General features: G+C 62.4%; 20 protein-coding genes. 8 read left to right on the forward strand and 12 right to left on the reverse strand.

Annotation, left to right across the window (positions count from 1 at the left end; genetic code table 11):
- Position 1 precedes the first annotated feature (1 nt).
- Both ACX12F_RS17745 and ACX12F_RS17750 read right to left on the reverse strand, forming a co-directional pair.
- Positions 2 to 313, reverse strand: a complete 312-nt coding sequence (locus ACX12F_RS17745; RefSeq protein ID WP_459365818.1) for a cytochrome C oxidase subunit IV family protein — start codon at positions 311 to 313, stop codon at positions 2 to 4.
- The gene (locus ACX12F_RS17750) at positions 274 to 885 is read right to left on the reverse strand and encodes a cytochrome c oxidase subunit 3 (RefSeq protein WP_459365819.1); all 612 of its coding nucleotides are present in this window, start codon (positions 883 to 885) and stop codon (positions 274 to 276) included. The genes ACX12F_RS17745 and ACX12F_RS17750 overlap by 40 nt, the downstream gene beginning before the upstream one ends.
- A 155-nt stretch (positions 886 to 1,040) precedes the next feature.
- Here ACX12F_RS17750 and ACX12F_RS17755 point away from each other — a divergent pair, with 155 nt between their 5' ends.
- The 6 genes from ACX12F_RS17755 (at position 1,041) to ACX12F_RS17780 (ending at position 8,210) form a co-directional block, all read left to right on the forward strand.
- Positions 1,041 to 2,204 carry an acyl-CoA dehydrogenase family protein gene (locus ACX12F_RS17755; RefSeq protein ID WP_459365820.1) on the forward strand — a complete coding sequence of 388 codons (1,164 nt, stop codon included), beginning with the start codon at positions 1,041 to 1,043 and terminating at the stop codon, positions 2,202 to 2,204.
- A gap of 7 nt (positions 2,205 to 2,211) precedes the next feature.
- Entirely contained in the window at positions 2,212 to 3,630 is a 1,419-nt protein-coding gene (locus tag ACX12F_RS17760) for a phosphotransferase (protein WP_459365821.1), read from the forward strand.
- 139 nt (positions 3,631 to 3,769) lie between these two features.
- Positions 3,770 to 4,333, forward strand: a complete 564-nt coding sequence (locus ACX12F_RS17765) for a TetR/AcrR family transcriptional regulator (RefSeq protein ID WP_459370406.1) — start codon at positions 3,770 to 3,772, stop codon at positions 4,331 to 4,333.
- Positions 4,334 to 4,409: 76 nt separating this feature from the next.
- Positions 4,410 to 5,561 (forward strand): acetyl-CoA C-acetyltransferase, encoded by a 1,152-nt coding sequence (locus ACX12F_RS17770; RefSeq protein WP_459365822.1) that lies wholly within the window; start codon positions 4,410 to 4,412, stop codon positions 5,559 to 5,561.
- A 4-nt stretch (positions 5,562 to 5,565) separates the two neighbouring features.
- Positions 5,566 to 6,717 (forward strand): acyl-CoA dehydrogenase family protein, encoded by a 1,152-nt coding sequence (locus tag ACX12F_RS17775; protein ID WP_459365823.1) that lies wholly within the window; start codon positions 5,566 to 5,568, stop codon positions 6,715 to 6,717.
- Between the two features lie 194 nt (positions 6,718 to 6,911).
- Complete coding sequence (locus tag ACX12F_RS17780; protein ID WP_459370407.1) at positions 6,912 to 8,210, forward strand: cytochrome P450; 1,299 nt, start codon at positions 6,912 to 6,914, stop codon at positions 8,208 to 8,210.
- Positions 8,211 to 8,300: 90 nt separating this feature from the next.
- Here ACX12F_RS17780 and ACX12F_RS17785 read toward each other — a convergent pair whose 3' ends face one another.
- From ACX12F_RS17785 to ACX12F_RS17830, 10 genes are all read right to left on the reverse strand, one after another.
- Positions 8,301 to 9,464: an acetyl-CoA hydrolase/transferase C-terminal domain-containing protein gene (locus tag ACX12F_RS17785; protein ID WP_459365824.1), complete on the reverse strand. Its 1,164-nt coding sequence runs from the start codon at positions 9,462 to 9,464 to the stop codon at positions 8,301 to 8,303.
- 35 nt (positions 9,465 to 9,499) lie between these two features.
- Entirely contained in the window at positions 9,500 to 11,095 is a 1,596-nt protein-coding gene (locus ACX12F_RS17790) for an FAD-dependent oxidoreductase (RefSeq protein ID WP_459365825.1), read from the reverse strand.
- 74 nt (positions 11,096 to 11,169) lie between these two features.
- Entirely contained in the window at positions 11,170 to 11,355 is a 186-nt protein-coding gene (locus ACX12F_RS17795; protein ID WP_459365826.1) for a ferredoxin, read from the reverse strand.
- Positions 11,352 to 12,755, reverse strand: coding sequence for an aldehyde dehydrogenase family protein (locus tag ACX12F_RS17800; protein ID WP_459365827.1), 1,404 nt, complete (start codon positions 12,753 to 12,755; stop codon positions 11,352 to 11,354). The genes ACX12F_RS17795 and ACX12F_RS17800 overlap by 4 nt, the downstream gene beginning before the upstream one ends.
- An 8-nt stretch (positions 12,756 to 12,763) precedes the next feature.
- Complete coding sequence (locus ACX12F_RS17805; RefSeq protein WP_459365828.1) at positions 12,764 to 13,555, reverse strand: coniferyl-alcohol dehydrogenase; 792 nt, start codon at positions 13,553 to 13,555, stop codon at positions 12,764 to 12,766.
- 13 nt (positions 13,556 to 13,568) lie between these two features.
- Positions 13,569 to 14,828 carry a cytochrome P450 gene (locus ACX12F_RS17810; protein ID WP_459365829.1) on the reverse strand — a complete coding sequence of 420 codons (1,260 nt, stop codon included), beginning with the start codon at positions 14,826 to 14,828 and terminating at the stop codon, positions 13,569 to 13,571.
- Positions 14,825 to 15,058 (reverse strand): AMP-binding enzyme, encoded by a 234-nt coding sequence (locus ACX12F_RS17815; protein ID WP_459365830.1) that lies wholly within the window; start codon positions 15,056 to 15,058, stop codon positions 14,825 to 14,827. The genes ACX12F_RS17810 and ACX12F_RS17815 overlap by 4 nt, the downstream gene beginning before the upstream one ends.
- Before the next feature lie 63 nt (positions 15,059 to 15,121).
- Positions 15,122 to 15,526: an SCP2 sterol-binding domain-containing protein gene (locus tag ACX12F_RS17820; RefSeq protein WP_459365831.1), complete on the reverse strand. Its 405-nt coding sequence runs from the start codon at positions 15,524 to 15,526 to the stop codon at positions 15,122 to 15,124.
- A gap of 220 nt (positions 15,527 to 15,746) precedes the next feature.
- Positions 15,747 to 16,469, reverse strand: coding sequence for a hypothetical protein (locus ACX12F_RS17825; protein WP_459365832.1), 723 nt, complete (start codon positions 16,467 to 16,469; stop codon positions 15,747 to 15,749).
- Between the two features lie 393 nt (positions 16,470 to 16,862).
- Positions 16,863 to 17,468, reverse strand: a complete 606-nt coding sequence (locus ACX12F_RS17830) for a TetR/AcrR family transcriptional regulator (RefSeq protein WP_459365833.1) — start codon at positions 17,466 to 17,468, stop codon at positions 16,863 to 16,865.
- A gap of 105 nt (positions 17,469 to 17,573) precedes the next feature.
- Between ACX12F_RS17830 and ACX12F_RS17835 the strand changes: the two genes are divergently transcribed.
- Together ACX12F_RS17835 and ACX12F_RS17840 are read left to right on the forward strand one after the other, a co-directional pair.
- Complete coding sequence (locus tag ACX12F_RS17835; RefSeq protein WP_459365834.1) at positions 17,574 to 18,644, forward strand: phosphotransferase family protein; 1,071 nt, start codon at positions 17,574 to 17,576, stop codon at positions 18,642 to 18,644.
- On the forward strand, positions 18,638 to 19,756 hold the full coding sequence (locus ACX12F_RS17840; protein WP_459365835.1) for an Rv3169 family protein: 1,119 nt from the start codon (positions 18,638 to 18,640) through the stop codon (positions 19,754 to 19,756). The genes ACX12F_RS17835 and ACX12F_RS17840 overlap by 7 nt, the downstream gene beginning before the upstream one ends.
- Positions 19,757 to 19,792: the final 36 nt, after the last annotated feature.

Consider the following 19,792-nt stretch of genomic DNA (forward strand, 5'->3'; position numbering starts at 1 on the left):
TTCATTGAGCGAATAGGTACAGGCCGATCAAGAGGCTGGCTGCAACGACGTTCCAGACGCCGAAGACCGCCGTTAATGCGACGGGTGCGTGCCGCAGTTCCATGAAGTATCTGCCGACGAAGTGCACTTTGGTGAACGCGATCACGATGATGCAGACCGCCGCGTAGCGATGTGGCAGTTCGTGGCCGACACCGAGGACCCAGGACGCCAAGGTGGCAGCGATCAGGATGAACCAAACTGCCGTAATACGTCCTCGCAGAAGATTTATCAGCATCATTTCACCAAGTACAGGAGGGGGAATATGACGATCCACAGCAGATCGACCATGTGCCAGAAGCACGCGGCGCCTTCGAGGTAGCCGTGTTCGCGATCTGTCAGAGTCGGCTTGCGTGTGAGCTTGACGATCAATCCCAGCAATGCCATGCCGATCACGACATGGAAGAGGTGCAACCCGGTCATCACGTAGAAGTACATGAAGAACTGGTTTGTTCCGGGCACGATGCCGTGCGAGATCTTCTGACTGTATTCGATGACTTTGTCCATCACGAAGATCACGCCGCACGCCATGGCACCGTACGTAAGTGTCCGGGCCAATTGAAAGGCGTTCTGCCGCACTGCGCGAACAGCAGTGACCACCAACAGCGAACTGGTCAACAGAACCAGCGTGTTGATCACCCCGAAGGTCTGGTTCAGCTTGAGCTGAGAGGTGTTGAAGAGATTTGAATCTTGGCCACGATAGAAGAGATAAACGCTGAAAAGGATCGCGAATACGGTCATATCACCGAGCAGGAAGACCCATACGCCCTCCTCGGCGGGCATCCTCCGCTCCGGCCGGCACACCTCGGCACCGGTGACATCCACGGCCTGCGGCCGAGCCGATGTCATCGCGCTCCGGCGAGGATCACGGCACCCTCGCGAGTCTGATCTACGACATCGTCGATGCGTTTGGTCCCCACCTTCACGATCCCACAGCCCTCCGCCCTCGGACATACTTGCACCAATAATTTAACATAGAATAAAAATAAGCGTAAGGTGTCACCATGCTCAATAAGCTCAGCGAGGAAGAAGCCCTGCTTGTCTCGACCGTGCGGTCATTCATCGACAGGGACGTCAAGCCGTCGGTGCGCGATGTCGAACACGCCAATGAGTACCCGGCCGCTTGGATCGATCAGATGAAACAGATCGGCATCTACGGGCTCGCGGTGCCCGAGGAGTACGGCGGCTCCCCTGTGTCGACGGCCTGTTATGTGCTGGTCACCCAAGAGCTGGCCCGCGGCTGGATGACTCTTGCCGGAGCGATGGGTGGACATACCGTTGTCGCCAAACTGATCTCGCAGTTCGGCACGGATGAGCAGCGGAGCAAGTACCTGCCGGCGATGGCCACTGGTGAAATGCGCGCCACCATGGCGCTCACCGAACCCGGCGGTGGTTCGGATCTGCAGAACATGCTCACCACCGCGCTTCCAGCTCCCGACAACGACGCCGAGCTGTTGATCAACGGTTCCAAGACGTGGATCTCGAACGCGCGTCGATCGGGCCTCATCGCGCTGCTGTGCAAGACCGATCCCAAAGCGACGCCGAAGCACTCGGGCATTTCCGTCGTGCTTGTCGAGCATGGACAGGGCCTGACCGTGTCGCGAGATCTGCCCAAGCTCGGCTATAAGGGCGTGGAGAGCTGCGAACTGTCGTTCGACAATTGCCGCGTGCCCGCGTCAGCAATCCTGGGCGGAGTTCCTGGCAAGGGATTCGGTCAGATGATGAAGGGCTTGGAGACAGGCCGGATCCAGGTAGCCTCACGTGCACTCGGCGTGGCCACCGCCGCGCTTGAAGATTCCCTCTCGTATGCCCAGGACCGAGAGAGTTTTGGCCAGCCCATCTGGAAGCACCAGGCGATCGGTCACTACCTGGCCGACATGGCCACCAAGCTGACCGCGGCGCGCCAGCTGACGCTCCATGCCGCGGACCGGTATGACAGCGGCGAGCGAGCCGACATGGAGGCCGGAATGGCGAAACTGTTCGCGTCCGAGATCGCCATGGAGGTCGCCCTCAACGCCGTCCGCATCCACGGTGGTTACGGCTACTCCACCGAGTATGACGTCGAGCGCTACTTCCGTGATGCCCCACTGATGATTGTCGGGGAGGGCACCAACGAGATCCAGCGCAACGTCATCGCCGCCCAGCTGGTCTCACGCGGGGGGATCTGAGGACAGCGTGCTTGACGGAGCGATCGATCGCGTCAGCACCGAGGCTCGCTGGGCCGGCCTGGAAGATCCGTGGCCGCTGCTGTTCGAATGGGTGGAACTGCATACCGGTGGTCGCATTCTCGATTGGACTCGGCAGGCCCGCTGGCGACCCGCGTGGTACCTCACCGTCGAGATCGACGGCGAGGTACGCCACCTCTACGCTCGGTGCCAGCGCGAAGAATCAATGCCGTGGACCCGCACGCTGTCGCTGCGCCGCGAGTACGACATCATGCGGACGTTGCATGACCAAGGCGTCATGGTGCCCGCTCCCATCGGATTCTGCGAGAAACCCGAGGCGATTCTCATGGCTTCAGTCGAGGGGCGCGACCGATTCGACGAACATGACGATGGCCACGTCCGCGACACGGTGATCGCCGACTACGTCCGCCGACTCGCCGCCGCTCACCGGCTGAACACGACTCCATTCGAGGCTATCGGTCTGTCCAAGCCGGCGACATCGCGAGACATCGGGTACATGGGGTTCGGGCTCTCGGAAAAGTGGTACCGCCAGGTTAAGCCGGCCCCCGACCCGGCGATCGAATTCGTCATCGCCTGGCTTCATCGTCACGTCCCGGTTCACCGCCGCGACGTGTCATGGATCCACTTCGACGCCGGGCAATTCCTGCACGCCGATCAGCGGGTCACGGCCCTGATGGACGTCGAATTCTCATGCCTTGGCGATCCGATGGCGGACCTCGGTGCAATGCGGATGCGCGACACCGCACAGCCCATCGGTGATCTGACCCACGCCTACAGCGTCTACGCGGCAGAGAGCGGGCAGCCGATCGACCGCCGGGTAGTCAACTTCCATGCCGTCCGTTTCGCCCTGCTCACGGCAATGCTCTCGGCCGGCACCCGTGCCGACCCGCCAGCCGAGTTCGACTTGGCACAGTGGCAGGCATGGTCGCTCATGTCGCTGACGATCTGCCTGGAGATCATCGCCGAAGAGAACAGCTACGACCTTGAACCGCCGTCGGCCGTGACCTACGCACCCGTCCGAAACGACGCAACACATCTGTCGATCCAGCGAATCGTCGATGACATCCTCGCCGATGAACATCTCGACGACTATCTGGCCTTTCGTCTGCGCGTCGTGCGCGACCTGCTGCCCGGGTTGCGCCGCAGCGCCCAAGCAATGCCACCGGTAGAGGCATTGGACCAAGCCGAGGCCGAGCAGCTAATTGGCGCCTGCCCGCGCGACTGGAGACAGGCTGATCAGCAGCTGGAGGACTACGTTCAGCGTCTCGGCGCCACGCAGGAGGCGGAAATCGCTGGGCTACTCGCCCGCCGCGTGCGCAGGCAGATCGACCTGATCAAGCCCGGAATGCGCGACGTCCGCGAATTCCGCGTGCAACCAATCAATTGGGCAGAGATACCGACGACATGAGACACCCGTGACCGCACCTGACGATATGACGGGGTGGCACTCTTATCATCGAGCAATGCCCAGAAAGCAGTCAGCGCCCGAGTCCAGCGACACCAAAGCCCAGCGGACGCGTACGCGCATACTCAATGCGGCTGCCCAGGTGCTGAGTGTCAAGGGCTACGCGGGCACGCGGCTGACCGACATCGCCGAGCAGGCTGAACTACGGGCGCCCGCGATCTACTACTACTTCAAATCGAGGGAAGACCTCATCGAAGAGGTGATGTTCAGCGGGATCTGCGACCTTCGCAAGTATCTGCAGGAAGCACTCGATGCACTGCCGCCCGAGACCGCTCCGATGGACCGCATCATGGCCGCTGTCGAATCGCACCTGCTGCACGAACTCGAGCTGTCCGACTACGCGCGCGCGTCGATCCGTAATTCCGGGCAGGTCCCCCAGCACTTGAAGGCGCGGCAGAAGAAGGAAGAAGCGGCCTATGACCGAATCTGGCGGGGGTTGATCAGGGCGGCCGATGCCGAGGGCCAGATCCGCGAAGACTTGAATCCGACACTGGCCCAAGCACTTGTCCTCGGTGCCCTCAACTGGTCTGCCGAGTGGTGGCATCCACGACGCGGCTCGGTCGAGACCATGGTGTCCAATGCCCAGGTATTCGTGAAGCACAGCCTGAGCCCGATACCCAAACCTCAACGCACGCGCCGCCGCTAGGCGTTCGGTCCCCCAGCGACGAACCTGCCGCTGGGCCCACTTTCTACAGTTTTGATTCTATGTTAAATTATTTTCTATGACTGAAGCTTACATTGTTGACGCAAGCCGGACCGCGGTAGGCAGGCGCAAGGGCGGCTTCGCCGCCGCACATCCGGCCGATATGGCCGCACACGTGATCAAGACTGTCGTCGAGCGTCAAGACATCGATCCGGCAGCCATCGACGACGTCATCCTGGGATGTCTCGACAACATCGGTTCCCAGGCGGGCGATATCGCCCGCACGGCGGCGCTGGCCGCCGGACTTCCGGAGACCGTCCCCGGCGTGACCATCGACCGTCAATGCGGATCTGCCCAGCAGGCAGTGCATTTCGCGGCGCAAGCGGTCATGAGCGGTACGTCTGATCTCATCGTGGCCGGCGGCGTTCAGAAGATGAGTCAGTACCCGATCCTCAGCGCGTTCGCCGCCGGCGAGCCCTTCGGATCAATCGATCCCTGGACGGGGTGCGAGGGCTGGGCCGCCCGCTACGGCGACCAGGAAATATCCCAGTTCCGCGGTGCCGAGATGATCGCTCAGCAGTGGAATCTCAGCCGCGAGGATACCGAGAAGTTTGCGTTCGAGAGCCATCAGCGCGCGCTCACCGCGATCGCCGAGGGCCGTTTCACCCGCGAGATCACTGAGTACGCCGGCGTCAGCGTGGACGAAGGGCCGCGCGCCGACACCTCGCTGGAGAAGATGGCGTCGCTGCCCACACTCGTTGACGGCGGAGTGCTGACAGCTGCTGTGGCAAGCCAGATTTCGGATGGCGCGGCCGCTTTGCTGGTTGCTTCGAAGTCTGCCGTCGACCGGTTCGGATTGACGCCCCGCGGCCGCATCCACCACATCTCGGTCCGTGGCGCAGACCCGGTGATGATGCTGACGGCCCCGATTCCTGCCACCCAGCACGCACTCAAGCGCGCGGGCATGTCCATCGACGACATCGACACCGTCGAGATCAATGAGGCTTTCGCCCCCGTCGTACTATCTTGGCTCGCCGAGCTGGGGGCCGATCCGGCCAAGGTCAACCCCAACGGTGGAGCGATCGCGCTGGGGCATCCGATCGGCTGCACCGGCGCACGGTTGATGACCTCCATGCTGCACGAGTTGGAACGCACCGGCGGCCGTTTCGGCTTGCAGACCATGTGCGAGGGCGGCGGCCAGGCCAACGTCACCATCATCGAGCGGCTGTAAACACATGAAGCGTTCCCTCTATGAGGCCGACCACGAGGCGTACCGGGAGACTGTGCGAGAGTTTCTCGCCCGCGAAGTCGTTCCCCACCAGCATGATTGGGACCGCGACCGCTGGATCGATCGGTCCGTCTTCACTCGCGCAGCCAAGTCGGGTATCTACGCACTGCAGATCCCCGAAGAATACGGCGGGGCCAGTGAGCCGGACTACCGCTACCGGATGGTGGTCTGCGAGGAAATCGCCCGGATCAATGCGTTGTCCTTCGGCCTGACAATCAGCCTTCAAGACGATCTGGTCCTGCACTACCTTCTCGACCTGACCAACGACGAGCAGAAGTCGCGCTGGCTACCCGGTTTCGCCGCTGGCGAAGTGATCGGAGCCTTGGCAATGACCGAGCCTGGAGCGGGGAGCGATCTACGGGGCATGCGCACTACCGCCCGCTTCGAGGGCGATCATTGGATCCTCAACGGGCAGAAGACGTTTATTTCCAGCGGCATCATGTCCGACGTTGTGGTGGTCGCTGCCCGGACGAACCCCGAGGGCGGCTCCCACGCGTTCAGCCTTCTCGTGGTCGAACGCGATACGATCGGCTTCGAACGCGGTCGCAAGCTTGACAAGGTCGGTCTGCCGGCCCAGGACACCTCGGAGCTGTACTTCCGTGACGCGGTCGTCCCCGCGCAAAACCTGCTGGGCGAGGCCGGAAATGGTTTGCAGTACCTGATGAGTCATCTCCCTAGGGAACGCCTCGGTGTCACGGCAAAGTCGATGGCCACCACACGCGCGATCTACGACATGACAGTCGAATACTGCCAAACCCGGCAGGCGTTCGGCGGTCCGTTGACCGACAAGCAACATGTTCGCTTCGAGTTGGCAGAGATGGCCACCGAGATCGACATTGCCGAGGCATACACCGATCGCAGCGTCCTCGCCTACAACGCAGGCGAGCTCTCCCCGGTCGACGCCGCAAAGGGCAAGTGGTACATGAGCGAACTGCAGAAGCGGGTCATCGACCGGTGCCTGCAATTGCACGGCGGCTACGGGTACATGCTCGAATATCCCGTCGCGCGTGCGTATCTCGACACCCGAATCCAGACGATCTACGGCGGCACGACCGAGATCATGAAAGAGATCATCGGTCGCGAGATCGCTGCCTCCTGAGTCACCTGTCAACTGCGCGGGCCAAGTCGATACTCGGCCCGCGCAGTTGCGTTTCAGCCATCGATACGGCTGGAAACAGCTTCCGGTCAAGCGATGCGACCCAATCCGCCCGGTCCTCTACCCACCTGCCATTTTCGAATTTATAATAAATTATGCCCGACCTTCGAAGTGAGGAGTACCCGGTGTCCACCCAGATGCAATCGGTAACCCATTCAGCCGCACCGTCATCGACCGATAACGACGACCGACCGTACGACCCTGTGGACATCTCCCCAAAAGCATTCTGGAAGCTGGCAGCCGAAGAGCGCGACGTAGCATTCGCCGAACTTCGACACCGCGCTCCCGTCAGCTGGCAGCCGCCGGCCGAGAGCGACCTCGCCCCATCCGGCATCGCCGGTTTTTGGGCTGTGGCCAGCCACGATCTGATTCGCGAGGTGAGCACACATCCCGAACTGTTCTGCTCCGGTCAGGGCATCCAGTTGGAGGACGTTCCCGAGGAGTTCCTGGAGGCGGCATCATCCTTCTTGGCCATGGACGGTCAGCGACACCTGACCTACCGCAGGCTCATGAGTGCCTCGTTCACCCCCAAGCAGGTCAAGCGGATCGAAGAACAGATCCGTCAACGCGCCGCCGCCATCGTCGATGAGTTTCTCGCCCGAGGTGAGGGCGATTGGGTCGAGAACGTCGCCAAGCAGATGCCGATGAACACCTTCTATGACATGGTCGGGCTCCCCCAAGAACGCCGGGACGAGGCAGCGCACTTCGCAGACGAACTGGCCGGTTGGAACGACCCCGATATCGCGGCCGGCCGCTCGGCCGCCGAAGTACTGAACGACGCACTGATCGGAAACCTCAGCATCGGACTGGAATTCGCCGAGGCCACACGCGCGTGCCCCCGCGACGACATTTGGTCCAATCTAGTGTCGGCCCAGGTCGATGGCCACGAACTCACTGACGACGAACTGGCGTCGATGTTCGTCCTCGTGTCCTTCGCGGGCAATGACACCACACGCACAACCTTGTCCCTCGGCATCAAAGCGTTCATCGACAACCCCGACCAGATCGCCTATCTTCTCGAGGATTTCGATGGGCGCATCGACGCGGCGATCGACGAGGTCCTACGCTGGGTGACTCCAGTCATGACATTCCGGCGCACCGCAACGCAGGACACCGCCCTGGGCGGTCGGCAAATCCGAGCGGGCGACTGGGTAGTGATGATCTATTCATCAGGCAATCGCGATGAGACAGCCTTCGCCGACCCGTGGACCTTTGACATCTCGCGCAAACCCAACCAACACGTGGCCTTCGGCGGCGGCGGCCCGCACTACTGCCTGGGCGCGTTCCTGGCCAGGATGCAGATCCGGCACATGCTCGAACAGATCCTGCGCCGGATCCCGGACCTGCATCTGGACGCCCCCGACATGCTGGTGAGCAACTTCGCGGCCGCTGTAAAACACATGCACGCCGACGCCCGCTGCCCAGTTCAGCACTGACGAAACGGCGCCTACAGCTGACCCATGCTCGGCTGTAGGCGCCGTTTTGGCTTCTCCGCAGTGGATGTTCGCGGCCGATGTCGAACTAGGTCAAGCTGCCTTCTGGAACAGGCCCTCAATGAGGCGTCGGCGCTCGTCCCAGCCAGCCGAGCGCAGATCCACATGGCCCGCCTCGGTGACAATCACCTCGACATCATGCGCTGGCGTCGAGGCCGGTCGACTCAACGCGTCGACAAGTGTTGAGCGACCGTTGAATTGCGACGGCACAGCGATGATCGAGAGTCCCGTTCGATTCATCCGGGCAGCCGTGCAGTAGTCGGGGTGTCCCCCAATCCCACCAACCACCTTGTGTCCGACACCTTCAACGTTGATCTGGCCGAACGGGTCGATTTCGATCGCAGTGTTCACCGCGACGAACGGGGTTCCTCGCGATAGCCGCGTGAGATCATGGCTGTGTTCGATGCCGCGCAAGATTTCTCGACCGTCAGCCCATCGATAGAGGTCCGCGCTACCGAACAGGTAGGTCGCCGACGGCTCGCCGATGAGCAGCCCGCGGCGTTCCAAGTCCATCACGGCATCCGTGAGCAGGCCGGTGTCGATCGACAGCGCCTTGGTAGAGCGTTGCAGCAGCGCTGTACCGAGTTGGCCGGGCCCGTATTGCACCCGAGCCCCTTCCGGGATCAGCTCCAGCACCCGATCGGCCAAGGCGTCGTGAATGGATTCTGAGGGTCTCTGGGGCACGTCTGCTGGTGAATCGCCGGCCCGCCCGATGATCGTCACCGCGTCTGCAGGTATCGGCTCACCCGCGTATGCCGACGGGGCCCGGTCGTCGATGACGGCCCAGACCGGGACGCCGAGATCGACCAAGGCTTGCTGCCACGACACCTCGGTGCAGAACCGAAGGCCATCTGCGCGGCGGGTCATCCGGGTGACCAGCACGTCGGGGCGGAGGTGCTCACCCAACAGCCCGGGTATCGCAGCCAAGCTCGTGGGCACGGCACTGGTCACAGGACTCGACAACAACGACCGAACGCCCCAACCCGGCATGAGGGGGATGATCTTCGTGAAATCGTCCGGCGTAATTCCCTGCGGGGCAACGGGACTCCAGCCGAGTACCAATGCCACACGCTCATCGGCGGGCACACATGCAGTGAGCAACTCACCGATCGACTGACCGTTGTCCAGTGCGTTGACCGCTCCCACGCCGTCGCCGAGTGCCACGACGAGTTCTCGCCTGCCGGGATCGCGCCGCAAGGTCGGTAATTCTCTGGTCGACAACCCAGATGCTCCTATGAACCCTCGCCTGCGGCCGCAAGCATCGCGTCGCGGTGGACCACCTTCACACGCGGGCGTGACGCGGCGACCCCTAGCTCTCGTTCCGCAGCATCAATTCGCTTCCACCCAGCCAGATTCACCACCGTGACACCTCGTGCGGCAAGGTCAGTTGCGTTCAATCCGTCCTGTGAGGCCGGCTCGGGTAGCGCGCCGGCGCGGGCGTCGGCCAGCAGGTTCGTCACGGTCTCGCGTGCACACAACCGATTCGTGCCGATGACGCCGCTAGGGCCACGTTTGATCCAGCCGGTGACGTATACCCCAGGTACGGGCGCCCCGTCTCGGATCACCCGTCCGTCGTCGTTGGTCACGGTCCCGGCAGCCTCGTCGAAAGGCAGTCCATCGATCGGGGTGCCGCGGTAGCCGATGGACCGCAAGACCAATGACGTGTCTATCAACTCGGTGACTCCGTCGGCGTCCTCGATCTCCAGGGCCTGCACCTGCTCGGAGCCGGCCATCCGCACTGGCCGAGCGCCGAATCGGAGCACGATCCGCCTGTTCCCAGGGGTCGCCGACCGCTGGGCGAACTCGGACACGAGATCGAACTTCAGTGCGCGCTCGTGATCATCTGGGCGCTGCCCGAGTTGCCCTTCCACCACAATGTCCACGGTTGACAACGAGCCCAATGCCAACAATTCGCCGACCGAGAACGCGCCGTCGGCCGCTCCGCGCCGACCCAGGACGACGACTTCCTGTACGCCGCTCTTCGCAAGCTGGTCCAGTGCGTGTTCGGCGATGTCGGTGGTAGTCAGCTGGTCTGGGGGCATTGCCAGCACTCGTGCCACATCGAGGGCGACGTTGCCGTTGCCGATGATGACGACGCGCGGCCCGGCCAGGTCGAATTGGCATTCGGCGTGATCAGGATGCCCGTTGTACCAGTTGACGAACTCGGCGGCGCCGATACTGCCGGGCAGACCTTCTCCGGGGATGCCGAGATCGCGTGTACGGGAGGCGCCCACGGCGTAGATGACTGCGTCATGGGTCGCCATCAGCTGCTCATGAGTGATGTCCTGGCCGACAGCGACGTTGAAGTAACACGTCACGTTGGGGCTGGAGAGCGCTGATTCGAACACCTGCACCACGTCCTTGGTGCGTTGATGATCGGGGGCAACGCCAAAGCGCACCAGGCCGAAAGGTGTTGGGAGTCGGTCAAAGACGTCCACCTGCACGCCGCTGGTGCGGGTCAGGTCAGCGACGGCATAGCACGCGGCCGGCCCTGCACCCACCACCGCGACCCGTAGCGAGTCGCGCTCCAGCGGTGGGGGCGTCCACTGGTCTGGGATGGCCCGCATGGTCAGAGGTTCGGCAGCGAAGACGTCGGCGTTGATCGTTGCGAACCGCGCTTGCGACTCCGGCAATTCATCCTCGTGGTAGATCGCGCTTACCGGGCACACGGCAACGCAGGCGCCGCAATCTACGCATGTTGAGGGATCGATGTAGAGCATCGACGCGGCGGCGCCGGCCGGACCAGCTACCGGTCGAATGCAGTCGACTGGGCACACCGGAACGCAACTCGCGTCAGTGCAACAGTTCTGAGTGATGACGAAGGCCATAGTTGTCTTGTGCTGCCTCTCATGTGTTCGTCGAAAGCACGGGCGGAGGCACGGTGCAGGTGCCCCGCCGACAATCAGGTGTCGATGGAGATGGCTCCGGTGGGACAGTTCGACATTGCTTCGTGGGCCGCTGTGCGGTCCTCGTCCGAGTTGCCGATCACGTGCGACTGTCCATCGTCACCGATCTCGAAGACGGAGGAAGCGGCCATCTCGCACAGCCCGATTCCGGAGCATTTGGTGGTGTCCACGTGGATGTTCATCCAAACAGCTTTCTCATGAGTTTCACTGCCAGGTCGGTGTACGGCGGGTAGATCAGCTTCGGGTCCGGCCGTGCGGGTTTGGCGAGCACGGCGCGGCGGTGGCTCAGTGCCTCAAATCCCCAGCGGCCGTGGTACTGACCCATCCCGCTGGCGCCGACGCCGCCGAACGGGAGTTGCGGAACCAGGCAGTGCATGGCGATGTGGTTGATCACCGCGCCGCCCGACGGAATGGCATCAATCAAATCTCGACCGAGTCGCTGCGACCCGGTGAAGACATACAGCGCCAACGGCTTTGGCCGGGAGTTGACGAACTGGATCGCGGCCTCGGTGGATTCCACAGTCAAAATCGGCAGTATCGGGCCGAAAATCTCGTCAGCCATCACCGCATCGGTGGGTGTTGGATCTCGAATGACGGTTGGTTCGATGCTCAAGGTGTCGGGGTCGTACCCCCCACCGGTGGTGATCGTGCCGCTAGTGGTGTCGATCAATCTGGTCAGCCGGTCGAACTGACGGCGGTTGACGATGCGTTGTCCGCTGGTCCGTTCGTCTGACCGGAAAGCTGCGATAGACGCGGCGACTTTGTCGGTAAAGGTGTCGGCCACGGCCCGATCGACCAGCACGTAATCCGGGGCGATACAGGTCTGGCCAGAGTTCATGAGCTTGACCCATGCGACCCGGCGCGCAGCAACGTCGAGATCGGCGTCCGCAGTCACCAGCACCGGGCTCTTGCCACCCAATTCGAGTGTCACAGGCGTCAATGTCGGTGCCGCGGCCGCCATGATCTTGCGGCCGATCTCGGTGCCGCCGGTGAAAAGGACGTGGTCGAATCCCTGCGAGATCAAGTTCTGGGTGGTGGTGCCGTCACCTTCGATCACCCGAACAGCCTGATTATCAAAATATTTGGGCACAATATCGGCCAGCAATGCCGAGGTAGCCGGCGCCAGTTCGGAGGGTTTGAGCACAGCGCAGTTGCCTGCCGAGATCGCGGCCACCAACGGGGCCATGCTCAGATAGAAGGGGTAGTTCCATGGACCGATGACCAGTACGACACCGAGTGGGTCGTACTGGACCCAGCCACGTCCGGGAAATTGCGCCAACGGGAGCCGTTGGCGGCTGCGGCGTACCCATTCCTTGAGGTGCTTGCGCGCGTAGGCGGCCTCGCCCTTCGTCGACGCGATGTCCGCGAGCCAGGCTTCCACTGGTGGGCGGCCCAAGTCAGCGGCTAGTGCAGCGACGATCGCCGATTGTTGCTCGTCGCAGAGCGCCTCAATGGCGGCCAACTGCTCAAGGCGCCACTGCAGCGATTTGGTGCGGCCGGTCGCGAAAACCCCTCGCAGTTCCGTGAGAGCAGTGTCTTCGTCCGCGAAGACCGACGTTCCGGTTGTTGCGTTCGCTGTCATCGGGCTTCTCAGAACTCGGGCTTCGGGACGACGCCGGTACTGACCGCGCCGGTGATGCCGCCGTCGACTGCCAAGGCTTGGCCGTTCACCCAGCGCGCAGCGTCCGATGCCAGGAAGAGCACCACTGATGCGATGTCGCCGGGGTCCGCGTGGCGGCCGAGCAGTTCTTTGACTCCGTCAAGGCTGTCTTTGCCCATCGACTGCTCGAAGTCGACGAGAATCGGTGTCTCCACGGGGCCAGGCAGAACAGCGTTGATGCGAAATCCCATCTGTGCCAAAGCAAGTCCCATCGACTGGGTGTAGACCGTGGTTACTTCCTTTGAGAAGTTGTAGGCGTTGCCCTGCTGCGGATTGGTTTTGAACCAGGAGGCGCCCTCCGCGAAGGTGTCGGTTGCCAGCACATCGCGAATTGCCTCGAGCCGCTCTGCCCATCCGAACCCCGCGGTGGACGACACGATGGTGATCGATCCCCCTGGCACGAGACGTTCGAAGAATGCCTCGCTGAGATGGCGGACGGCGAGGCTGTTGACGGCGAAGACCAAGTCGGCCGGCGCTGTTCCCGGGATACCGGCAACATTCATCAGCCCGTCGTATGGTCCGTCCAGGGTCTCCAGAGCGGCATCGATACTGTGCGGGTTGGCCAGGTCGACTTCGATGTGTCGGGTGACCTTGGCCACCGGAGCGTTCCGGTCCAGACTGGTCACGTCGGCACCGGCCGACAACAACTGTTCGGCGACGGCGTGGCCGATCCCGGAGGCGGCGCCGGTCACTACGTAGTGTTTGCCCGAGAACTCGGTCATCATGTTCCTCTTGTCAGTCGAAGGTGTACGGCAGGGATTTGACGGCACGCACGAAGTTCCCGGTCAGGAACTCCGGTTCGCCGACCCGAAGGGTGGGCGCGCGCTGGATCAGTTCGCGGAATATCGCTTCGAGCTGCATCTTGGCAAGGAAAGCGCCCATGCAGAAATGGGGACCGCCGCCTCCGAAACCAATGTGCACGTTAGGTTCTCGGGTGACATCGAACTGGTGGGGATGGGGGAAAGCGCGCTCATCCCGGTTACCCGAAGAGTACATCAGCAGCACCCACTCCCCTTTACGGATCATCTGGCCGCACAGTTCGGTGTCCTGGGTGGCGGTCCTGCGGAACGTCATGACTGGGCTGGCCCAACGAACGAATTCCTCGACGCCGCGTTTGATGTGGGTGTCGAAATCGCGCTCCAGCAAGGCCCGCTGCTGCGGGAACTGCTGCAGGGCCATCGTGGTCAGTGTCACGGTGTTGCGTGTGGTGTCGTTACCCGCGACCGATAGCAGCACGAAGAACGCGCCGAGTTCCTCGTCGGTGAGGCGCCGGCCGTCAATCTCGGCCTGAACCAGCAGCGACATCAGATCCGAGGTGGGGCGGGCGCGGCGTTGCTCGGCGAGTTCGAGTCCCATGGTGAGCAGTCCGACGAGGGAATCGTTGAGGACTTCGCCGGGTTCGCGGCCGGCAGCGACATCGGCGTCGGCCCAGGACACCATGCCGTCTGCGTGGTGAGCGGCCTCGTCGCGGTATTCCACTGGGAGGCCGATCATTTCGTAGATCGTCCACATCGGTAGCCGCTTGGAGACCTGCTCGACAAAATCGCCGCGGCGCGTTGTGAGCAGGTCGGTGACAATTGTCGCAGCTTGGACGTTGATCTGTTCCTGGATTTTCGCGACCTGGCGCGGCGTGAACACCGAGCTGATCAGCCGGCGCAGGGTGGAATGCTGTGCTCCGTCCATCGCCAGGAATGACTGTGCGGCATCGAGAATATCCTCGGGCACTGCCTCGATCATGACGCCTTGCCCTGAGCAGAACAACTGGGAGTTCTTGCTGACATAGGCGATGTCCTCATGGCGTGTCACGGCCCAGAGTCCGTCGATTTCGGCTTCCATCAGCGCGCCTTCGATCGGTGCGTGCCAGCTGAGGGGTCGTTCGTCGCGCAGGATTTTGAAGGATTGTTCGCGTTCCTCGGCGGTCATGGACCAAAAGCTCAGCGGCGAAATGCTGATGGGGTCGAATTGCCTTGCTGGCGTGACCAACTGGGTTGTCATCGACGTGCCCCCGGGTATTGTTCCTGGAGTTTGCGTTTGGTCAGCTTTCCGGTCGCGAGGCGCGGTAGCCGGTCTACGAAGTAGACGGTGCGGGGGGCATTGCCACGGGCGATGCGGTCTCGGACATAGGTGATCAGCTCCGCGGCGACCTCATCAGTGCCCGACCACCCCAAGCCGCGCGCGGCGGTGGCGATCGATGCGAAGCTTCGATCGAGGACGCCATAGGTCAACGTCCTTCCCGACTCGGCCAGCCGGTTGAGATCAGATGCAGCGTGAATGCCTGGAAACATCGGTCAGGCCAGCAGATCGTCGCGGCCGTCGGCCTTGAGACGTTCGATGTAGGGTCCGTAGAGTTTCTTGCCCAGCGGCGCCAGCTTGAGCAGGCTGGCCACGTTACCGTCGACCTTGATCTTCTTCTTGGCCATCGCCAGCGGCAGGTTCACCTTGCCCTGCCAGTAGGCGTTGCCGGTGTCGGCGGTCATCGACATGGTGGCCACGGGCTGTGGGCCGCCCGTCAGGCCCTCCTGCACGGTCTGGTTCGCCATGTCGATCAGTACGACGGCTTCTGGATCGGTGAAATCGAAGGCGACCACCAGTCCGGTGGCCTGAAGCTTGGACCCGATCTCGGGATCGTCGAAGGCGGCTTCGAAGATGCCTCCGATGTACTTTGCAACCTCGGCAGAATTGGCGAACCCCATCGTTTTCCTTAATTTATATTCAATTCGAAACTACGGATGAGACCATAGTCACACCCCGGAGGCCTTAAATCAACCCACGGGCCCAGGCGGCTTGGATTCGCCGCGCAGTGACCGTCGTCGAGGCCACGCTGTTCTAGCCACGGTATTCACATTGCCGCACAATCCATTTCACCACCGCTACCCCGTGGCGCTACGGCACGGAGCCGCCGGGCCCGGTCGGTCAGGCAGCGGCAAGTTGCGGCGATGAATCGGCGACCACTGGGTCCCGCAACGCCGCCGACCGCAGGACAAGGCCCATGCCGACGAGGAAGACGGCGTAGGTGGTCAGCGCCAGCCAGAAGATGAAGATGCCTCTCCACGAGAACGGCCCGCTATGAAAGAAGTAGGCGAGGGGGTCGGGGATGAACGAGGCTGCAATCCAGAAGTTCATGTACCCAACCCACCGCGGCAGCGTCGCCCGCGAATCACGGAGGATCGCCACACCGATCGCGATGTTCTGGATGATGAACGGCGCAATGGGCGTAATGAACAGCAGCCAGGAGATGTCGTTGAGAGTGACCGTCAACTCCGGGTTGCGGTCAGGCCGGAAGGCGATGACAGCCATCAACAACATCGGCAGCAAGAGAAAGACGCCGGTGGCTGCCCCGGTCACCAGTTGAACAAAGGTGAGAAGGGGATGGCGCCCTTCGATGCGCAACATCCGGTAGCCAATCAATGCGATCAGCGGAAATGCCAGACAGATGCCGAGCTGCGCGATCACCAAGCCGCTGATTACGCGAGTGTCGTGGCCATAGAAGCTCACAACCTGCGCGGTCGTACTGGAAGACCCCAGCGGGATCGGCAGAATCCCGGCGATCAACCAACCACAGAGCGTAACGAGCACCGTGGCCGGTCCACACCATGCACAGATGATCTGCATACGACGTGACACGACTAACACCACCTTGTCGAAATTTATTTAAGACTGATTAGAAGATAGGACCTTCAGCAGGCTCCAGGCAAGGGGTTGACGCAGCCACCCCCGGTGGCACTTGGACGAACAGACCGACCGCCGCCGGCGGCAGGCGGCCGCCATTCACCACAAAGATGAACGTTAAAGCCAGATAGACACCGGTTCCGACGACAGGTCTGAAAATCTTCGCCGAGTCCGAGACGGACTGCGCGGCCAGTCGGCGCAGCATCCGTCGACCGCTTCAGCATCGATCTTCGAATCAGTTCAGAACTAAAACCTCTCTCGAAAAATTCTTGACGCGTCAAGGCTGCGCACTACGGTCGGATAGCGCAATCTGGACCGATCGCCTGCCGCCCAAGTGACTTCAGTGGGCGTGGTTCGGCGTCAGGCGTCCACCAGTGCCGACAGGGCCGAGCTCATGGTGCTGATGAGTTGTTCACGGCTGAAGTCCGGCTGATCTAGGACGTAACGCACCGGCAGAGTCCGAGCGATCGTTCCGGCCGCCCAGCACCTGGCCTCCACATCGGCGCCGTTGCGGCCGGCGGCAAGCATCGCCAGTCGAAAACTATCGTAGACGCGACGGTTCAAAACCTCGCGGGCATCGTCAGGACCCAGCCGTGGCACTTCATTGAGCAGCACACGCAGCAGCGAACGGCGTGGCTCCAAGACATCCAGCACACGCATGACGGTGCGCCCAAAATCGGGATGGCTGGGGCGGTAGACCGCAGACCGGGGGTCGGTCACCACCTCCAGCAGTTCTTCGACGAACCGTTCCAGCACCGCCGCCACGATCGCGTCCTTATCGAGAAAGTACTGATACAGAGAGCCCGGTGACACGTTCGCCCGCTGAGCGATGGCGTTGGTCGACGCGCCGTCATAACCTCGCTCCTCCAAAATACGAGAGGCCGCGGCGATGATCCGCTCCACGGTCTCACGGGCTCGATGCTGACTCGGGCGTTTACGCAGGCTACGCACCACGCGTTTGGTCACGTGACCACGGATCTCAATTGCGAGTTGTATGCGAGCATTTATTCATTTTAGCCTCATTATGTGAGTGCGATCACCCTTCCTCCACCGCTCGTCGAACGTCACGAGATGACCGCAGAGTGGTTCACTCACGCGCTGCGCTACGCCGGACTGCTCGGCGATGAGTCAGTGACCACCGTCGAGTCCGCACCGATCGGTACCGGTCAGGTGGCCGACACCTTGGTGTTCACGTTGACCTACGACACCACCGACACCCGCGCCCCGCGCAGCCTGGTCGCGAAGATCTCGGCCACCGACCCCGACAGCCGCGCAGCAGCACTCGGGCAGCGTCTCTACGAACGCGAGGTGCGGTTCTACCAACAACTCCACGGGCGCACCCAGGTCGCCGCACCAACGCACATCTACAGCGATATAGACACCGGCACTGGATGTTTCGTGCTGTTACTGGAGGATCTATCGCCTACCGCATCGGTCAATCAACTGGCCGGTTTCACCGTCGAGCACGCGCGACGTGCCGTGGCAGAGGCAGCCGCGCTGCATGCACCGTTCTGGGGAGATGACAGTCTCGACGAGACTGAGTGGCTCAACCACACCCGCGCGACCGGACAGACGCTGGCGCAGCTCACGCCCACACTGACCGAGGCGTTCTGCGAACGCTATGCCGCCGACCTCGATCCTGCAGCCCTCTACCAGCTGCGTCGACTCAACGCGCTGGCACCGACGTTTTGGACCGTCCAGCAGGGCCCACTCACGGTGGTGCACGGCGATTTCCGCCCCGATAACATGCTCTTCGACGCCAAAAACGGCCGACTTCCGGTGGCTATTGTCGATTGGCAGACCACCGATCGTGGCAATGGCCTCCTTGACGTCGCGTTCCTGCTCGGTACCGCACTCGAACCGCAGGACCGACGTGCACACGAAAAGCATCTGGTCACAGAGTATTTCGATGCATTGATCGCCGGCGGAGTCCGCGGATACAGCTGGGATCAGTGCTGGATCGACTATCGCCGCCACGCCTGCTATGCCGTGTTCATGTTGACGCCGGCGGCCATGCTCGTCGAACGTACCGCGCGGGGTGACGAAATGTTCTTGACGATGGTCCGCCGCACACTGACTCAGATCACCGATCTGGATACCGAAGCCCTCCTCAACCAGCTGAACAAGGAAGACGGATGCTGACCCCGTTTGACGACTACCCCGTACACCAGACCGCACTGCCCATCGCGCAGGTGGGAAACGGCCACCCCGACTACTACGATCGGTTCTGGTTCAACGGCTACACCGAGGGCCTGTATTTCGCTGTTGCCCTTGGCATCTACCCGAATCGCGGCGTTATCGACGCCGCCTTCAGCGTGGTCAGTAACGGCACCCAACGTTCCGTCTTCGCCTCTGGGCGGCTACCGCTGGACCGTACAGTCACCTCGATCGGACCGATCCAAATACACATTCTGGAACCGCTGCGGACCAACCGCATCGTGGTCGATGCCCCCGAGCACGGGCTGACCGCCGATCTGACCTTCCGCGCCCGCACCGCGGCCTACGAGGAGCCCCGCCAAACCAGATATCAGGGCACCCGACTGTTCACTGATATGACCCGGGCATCGCAACTGGGTACCTGGACCGGTGCGCTCACCGCCGGTCAGCAGACACAGACCTTCGGTGAACAGCCTGTCTACGGCACCAAGGACCGTTCGTGGGGTATCCGTCCCGTCGGCAAGCCCGCTCCGGCTGCACCTGAGCCCGGTGCCGGACAGTGGTGTTTCCTCTGGGCGCCTTTGAATTTCGACGATGTCAGCGTGCATTACATGACCTTCGAGGACGCCGACGGGACGCCGTGGGCGAAAACCGCGGCAGTTCTGCCGCTGCTCTCGGACAACGACCCGGTCTACGGATCGGATACCGGTGCCCACCACGTCGACATCACGCATTCGATCGACTGGGCGCCCGGCCTGCGCCGCTCGAATGGCGCCACCCTGACGATCGAGAACATGCTCGGCACACCCCCGATCCGCCTCGAACCCTTGCTCACCTTCCGGATGAAGGGCGCCGGCTACTTCCACCCGAAGTGGGCACACGGCCTCTGGCATGACGAACTCGTCGTCGGCGGAGAATGTGCTGACGCTTCGAGCCTGGACAACCTGGAGTTCGAAAACATCCACGTTCAGCAGGTCATGCGCGCTACGTGGGGTGAGCGCACCGGAATCGGGGTACTCGAACAATTGGTGCTGGGCCCCCATGCCCCCAGCGGCTTCACCGAAATGCTGGACGGAGCGCATCGCGCGCCGCAGTAGTGACGGTCGAGGACCCGCGCCGGGTAGCCGATGAAG

The sequence above is a fragment of the Mycolicibacterium sp. HS_4_1 genome, from assembly GCF_054515875.1.

Coding starts and splice junctions, on each gene's coding strand:
- ACX12F_RS17820 (WP_459365831.1), bottom strand. CDS start 15,526: ATGGGGTTCGCCAATTCTGCCGAGGTTGCAAAGTACATCGGAGGCATC.
- ACX12F_RS17805 (WP_459365828.1), bottom strand. CDS start 13,555: ATGACCGAGTTCTCGGGCAAACACTACGTAGTGACCGGCGCCGCCTCC.
- ACX12F_RS17750 (WP_459365819.1), bottom strand. CDS start 885: ATGACATCGGCTCGGCCGCAGGCCGTGGATGTCACCGGTGCCGAGGTG.
- ACX12F_RS17840 (WP_459365835.1), top strand. CDS start 18,638: ATGCTGACCCCGTTTGACGACTACCCCGTACACCAGACCGCACTGCCC.
- ACX12F_RS17835 (WP_459365834.1), top strand. CDS start 17,574: ATGACCGCAGAGTGGTTCACTCACGCGCTGCGCTACGCCGGACTGCTC.
- ACX12F_RS17795 (WP_459365826.1), bottom strand. CDS start 11,355: ATGAACATCCACGTGGACACCACCAAATGCTCCGGAATCGGGCTGTGC.
- ACX12F_RS17755 (WP_459365820.1), top strand. CDS start 1,041: ATGCTCAATAAGCTCAGCGAGGAAGAAGCCCTGCTTGTCTCGACCGTG.
- ACX12F_RS17775 (WP_459365823.1), top strand. CDS start 5,566: ATGAAGCGTTCCCTCTATGAGGCCGACCACGAGGCGTACCGGGAGACT.
- ACX12F_RS17810 (WP_459365829.1), bottom strand. CDS start 14,828: ATGACAACCCAGTTGGTCACGCCAGCAAGGCAATTCGACCCCATCAGC.
- ACX12F_RS17770 (WP_459365822.1), top strand. CDS start 4,410: ATGACTGAAGCTTACATTGTTGACGCAAGCCGGACCGCGGTAGGCAGG.
- ACX12F_RS17790 (WP_459365825.1), bottom strand. CDS start 11,095: ATGGCCTTCGTCATCACTCAGAACTGTTGCACTGACGCGAGTTGCGTT.
- ACX12F_RS17800 (WP_459365827.1), bottom strand. CDS start 12,755: ATGACAGCGAACGCAACAACCGGAACGTCGGTCTTCGCGGACGAAGAC.
- ACX12F_RS17780 (WP_459370407.1), top strand. CDS start 6,912: ATGCAATCGGTAACCCATTCAGCCGCACCGTCATCGACCGATAACGAC.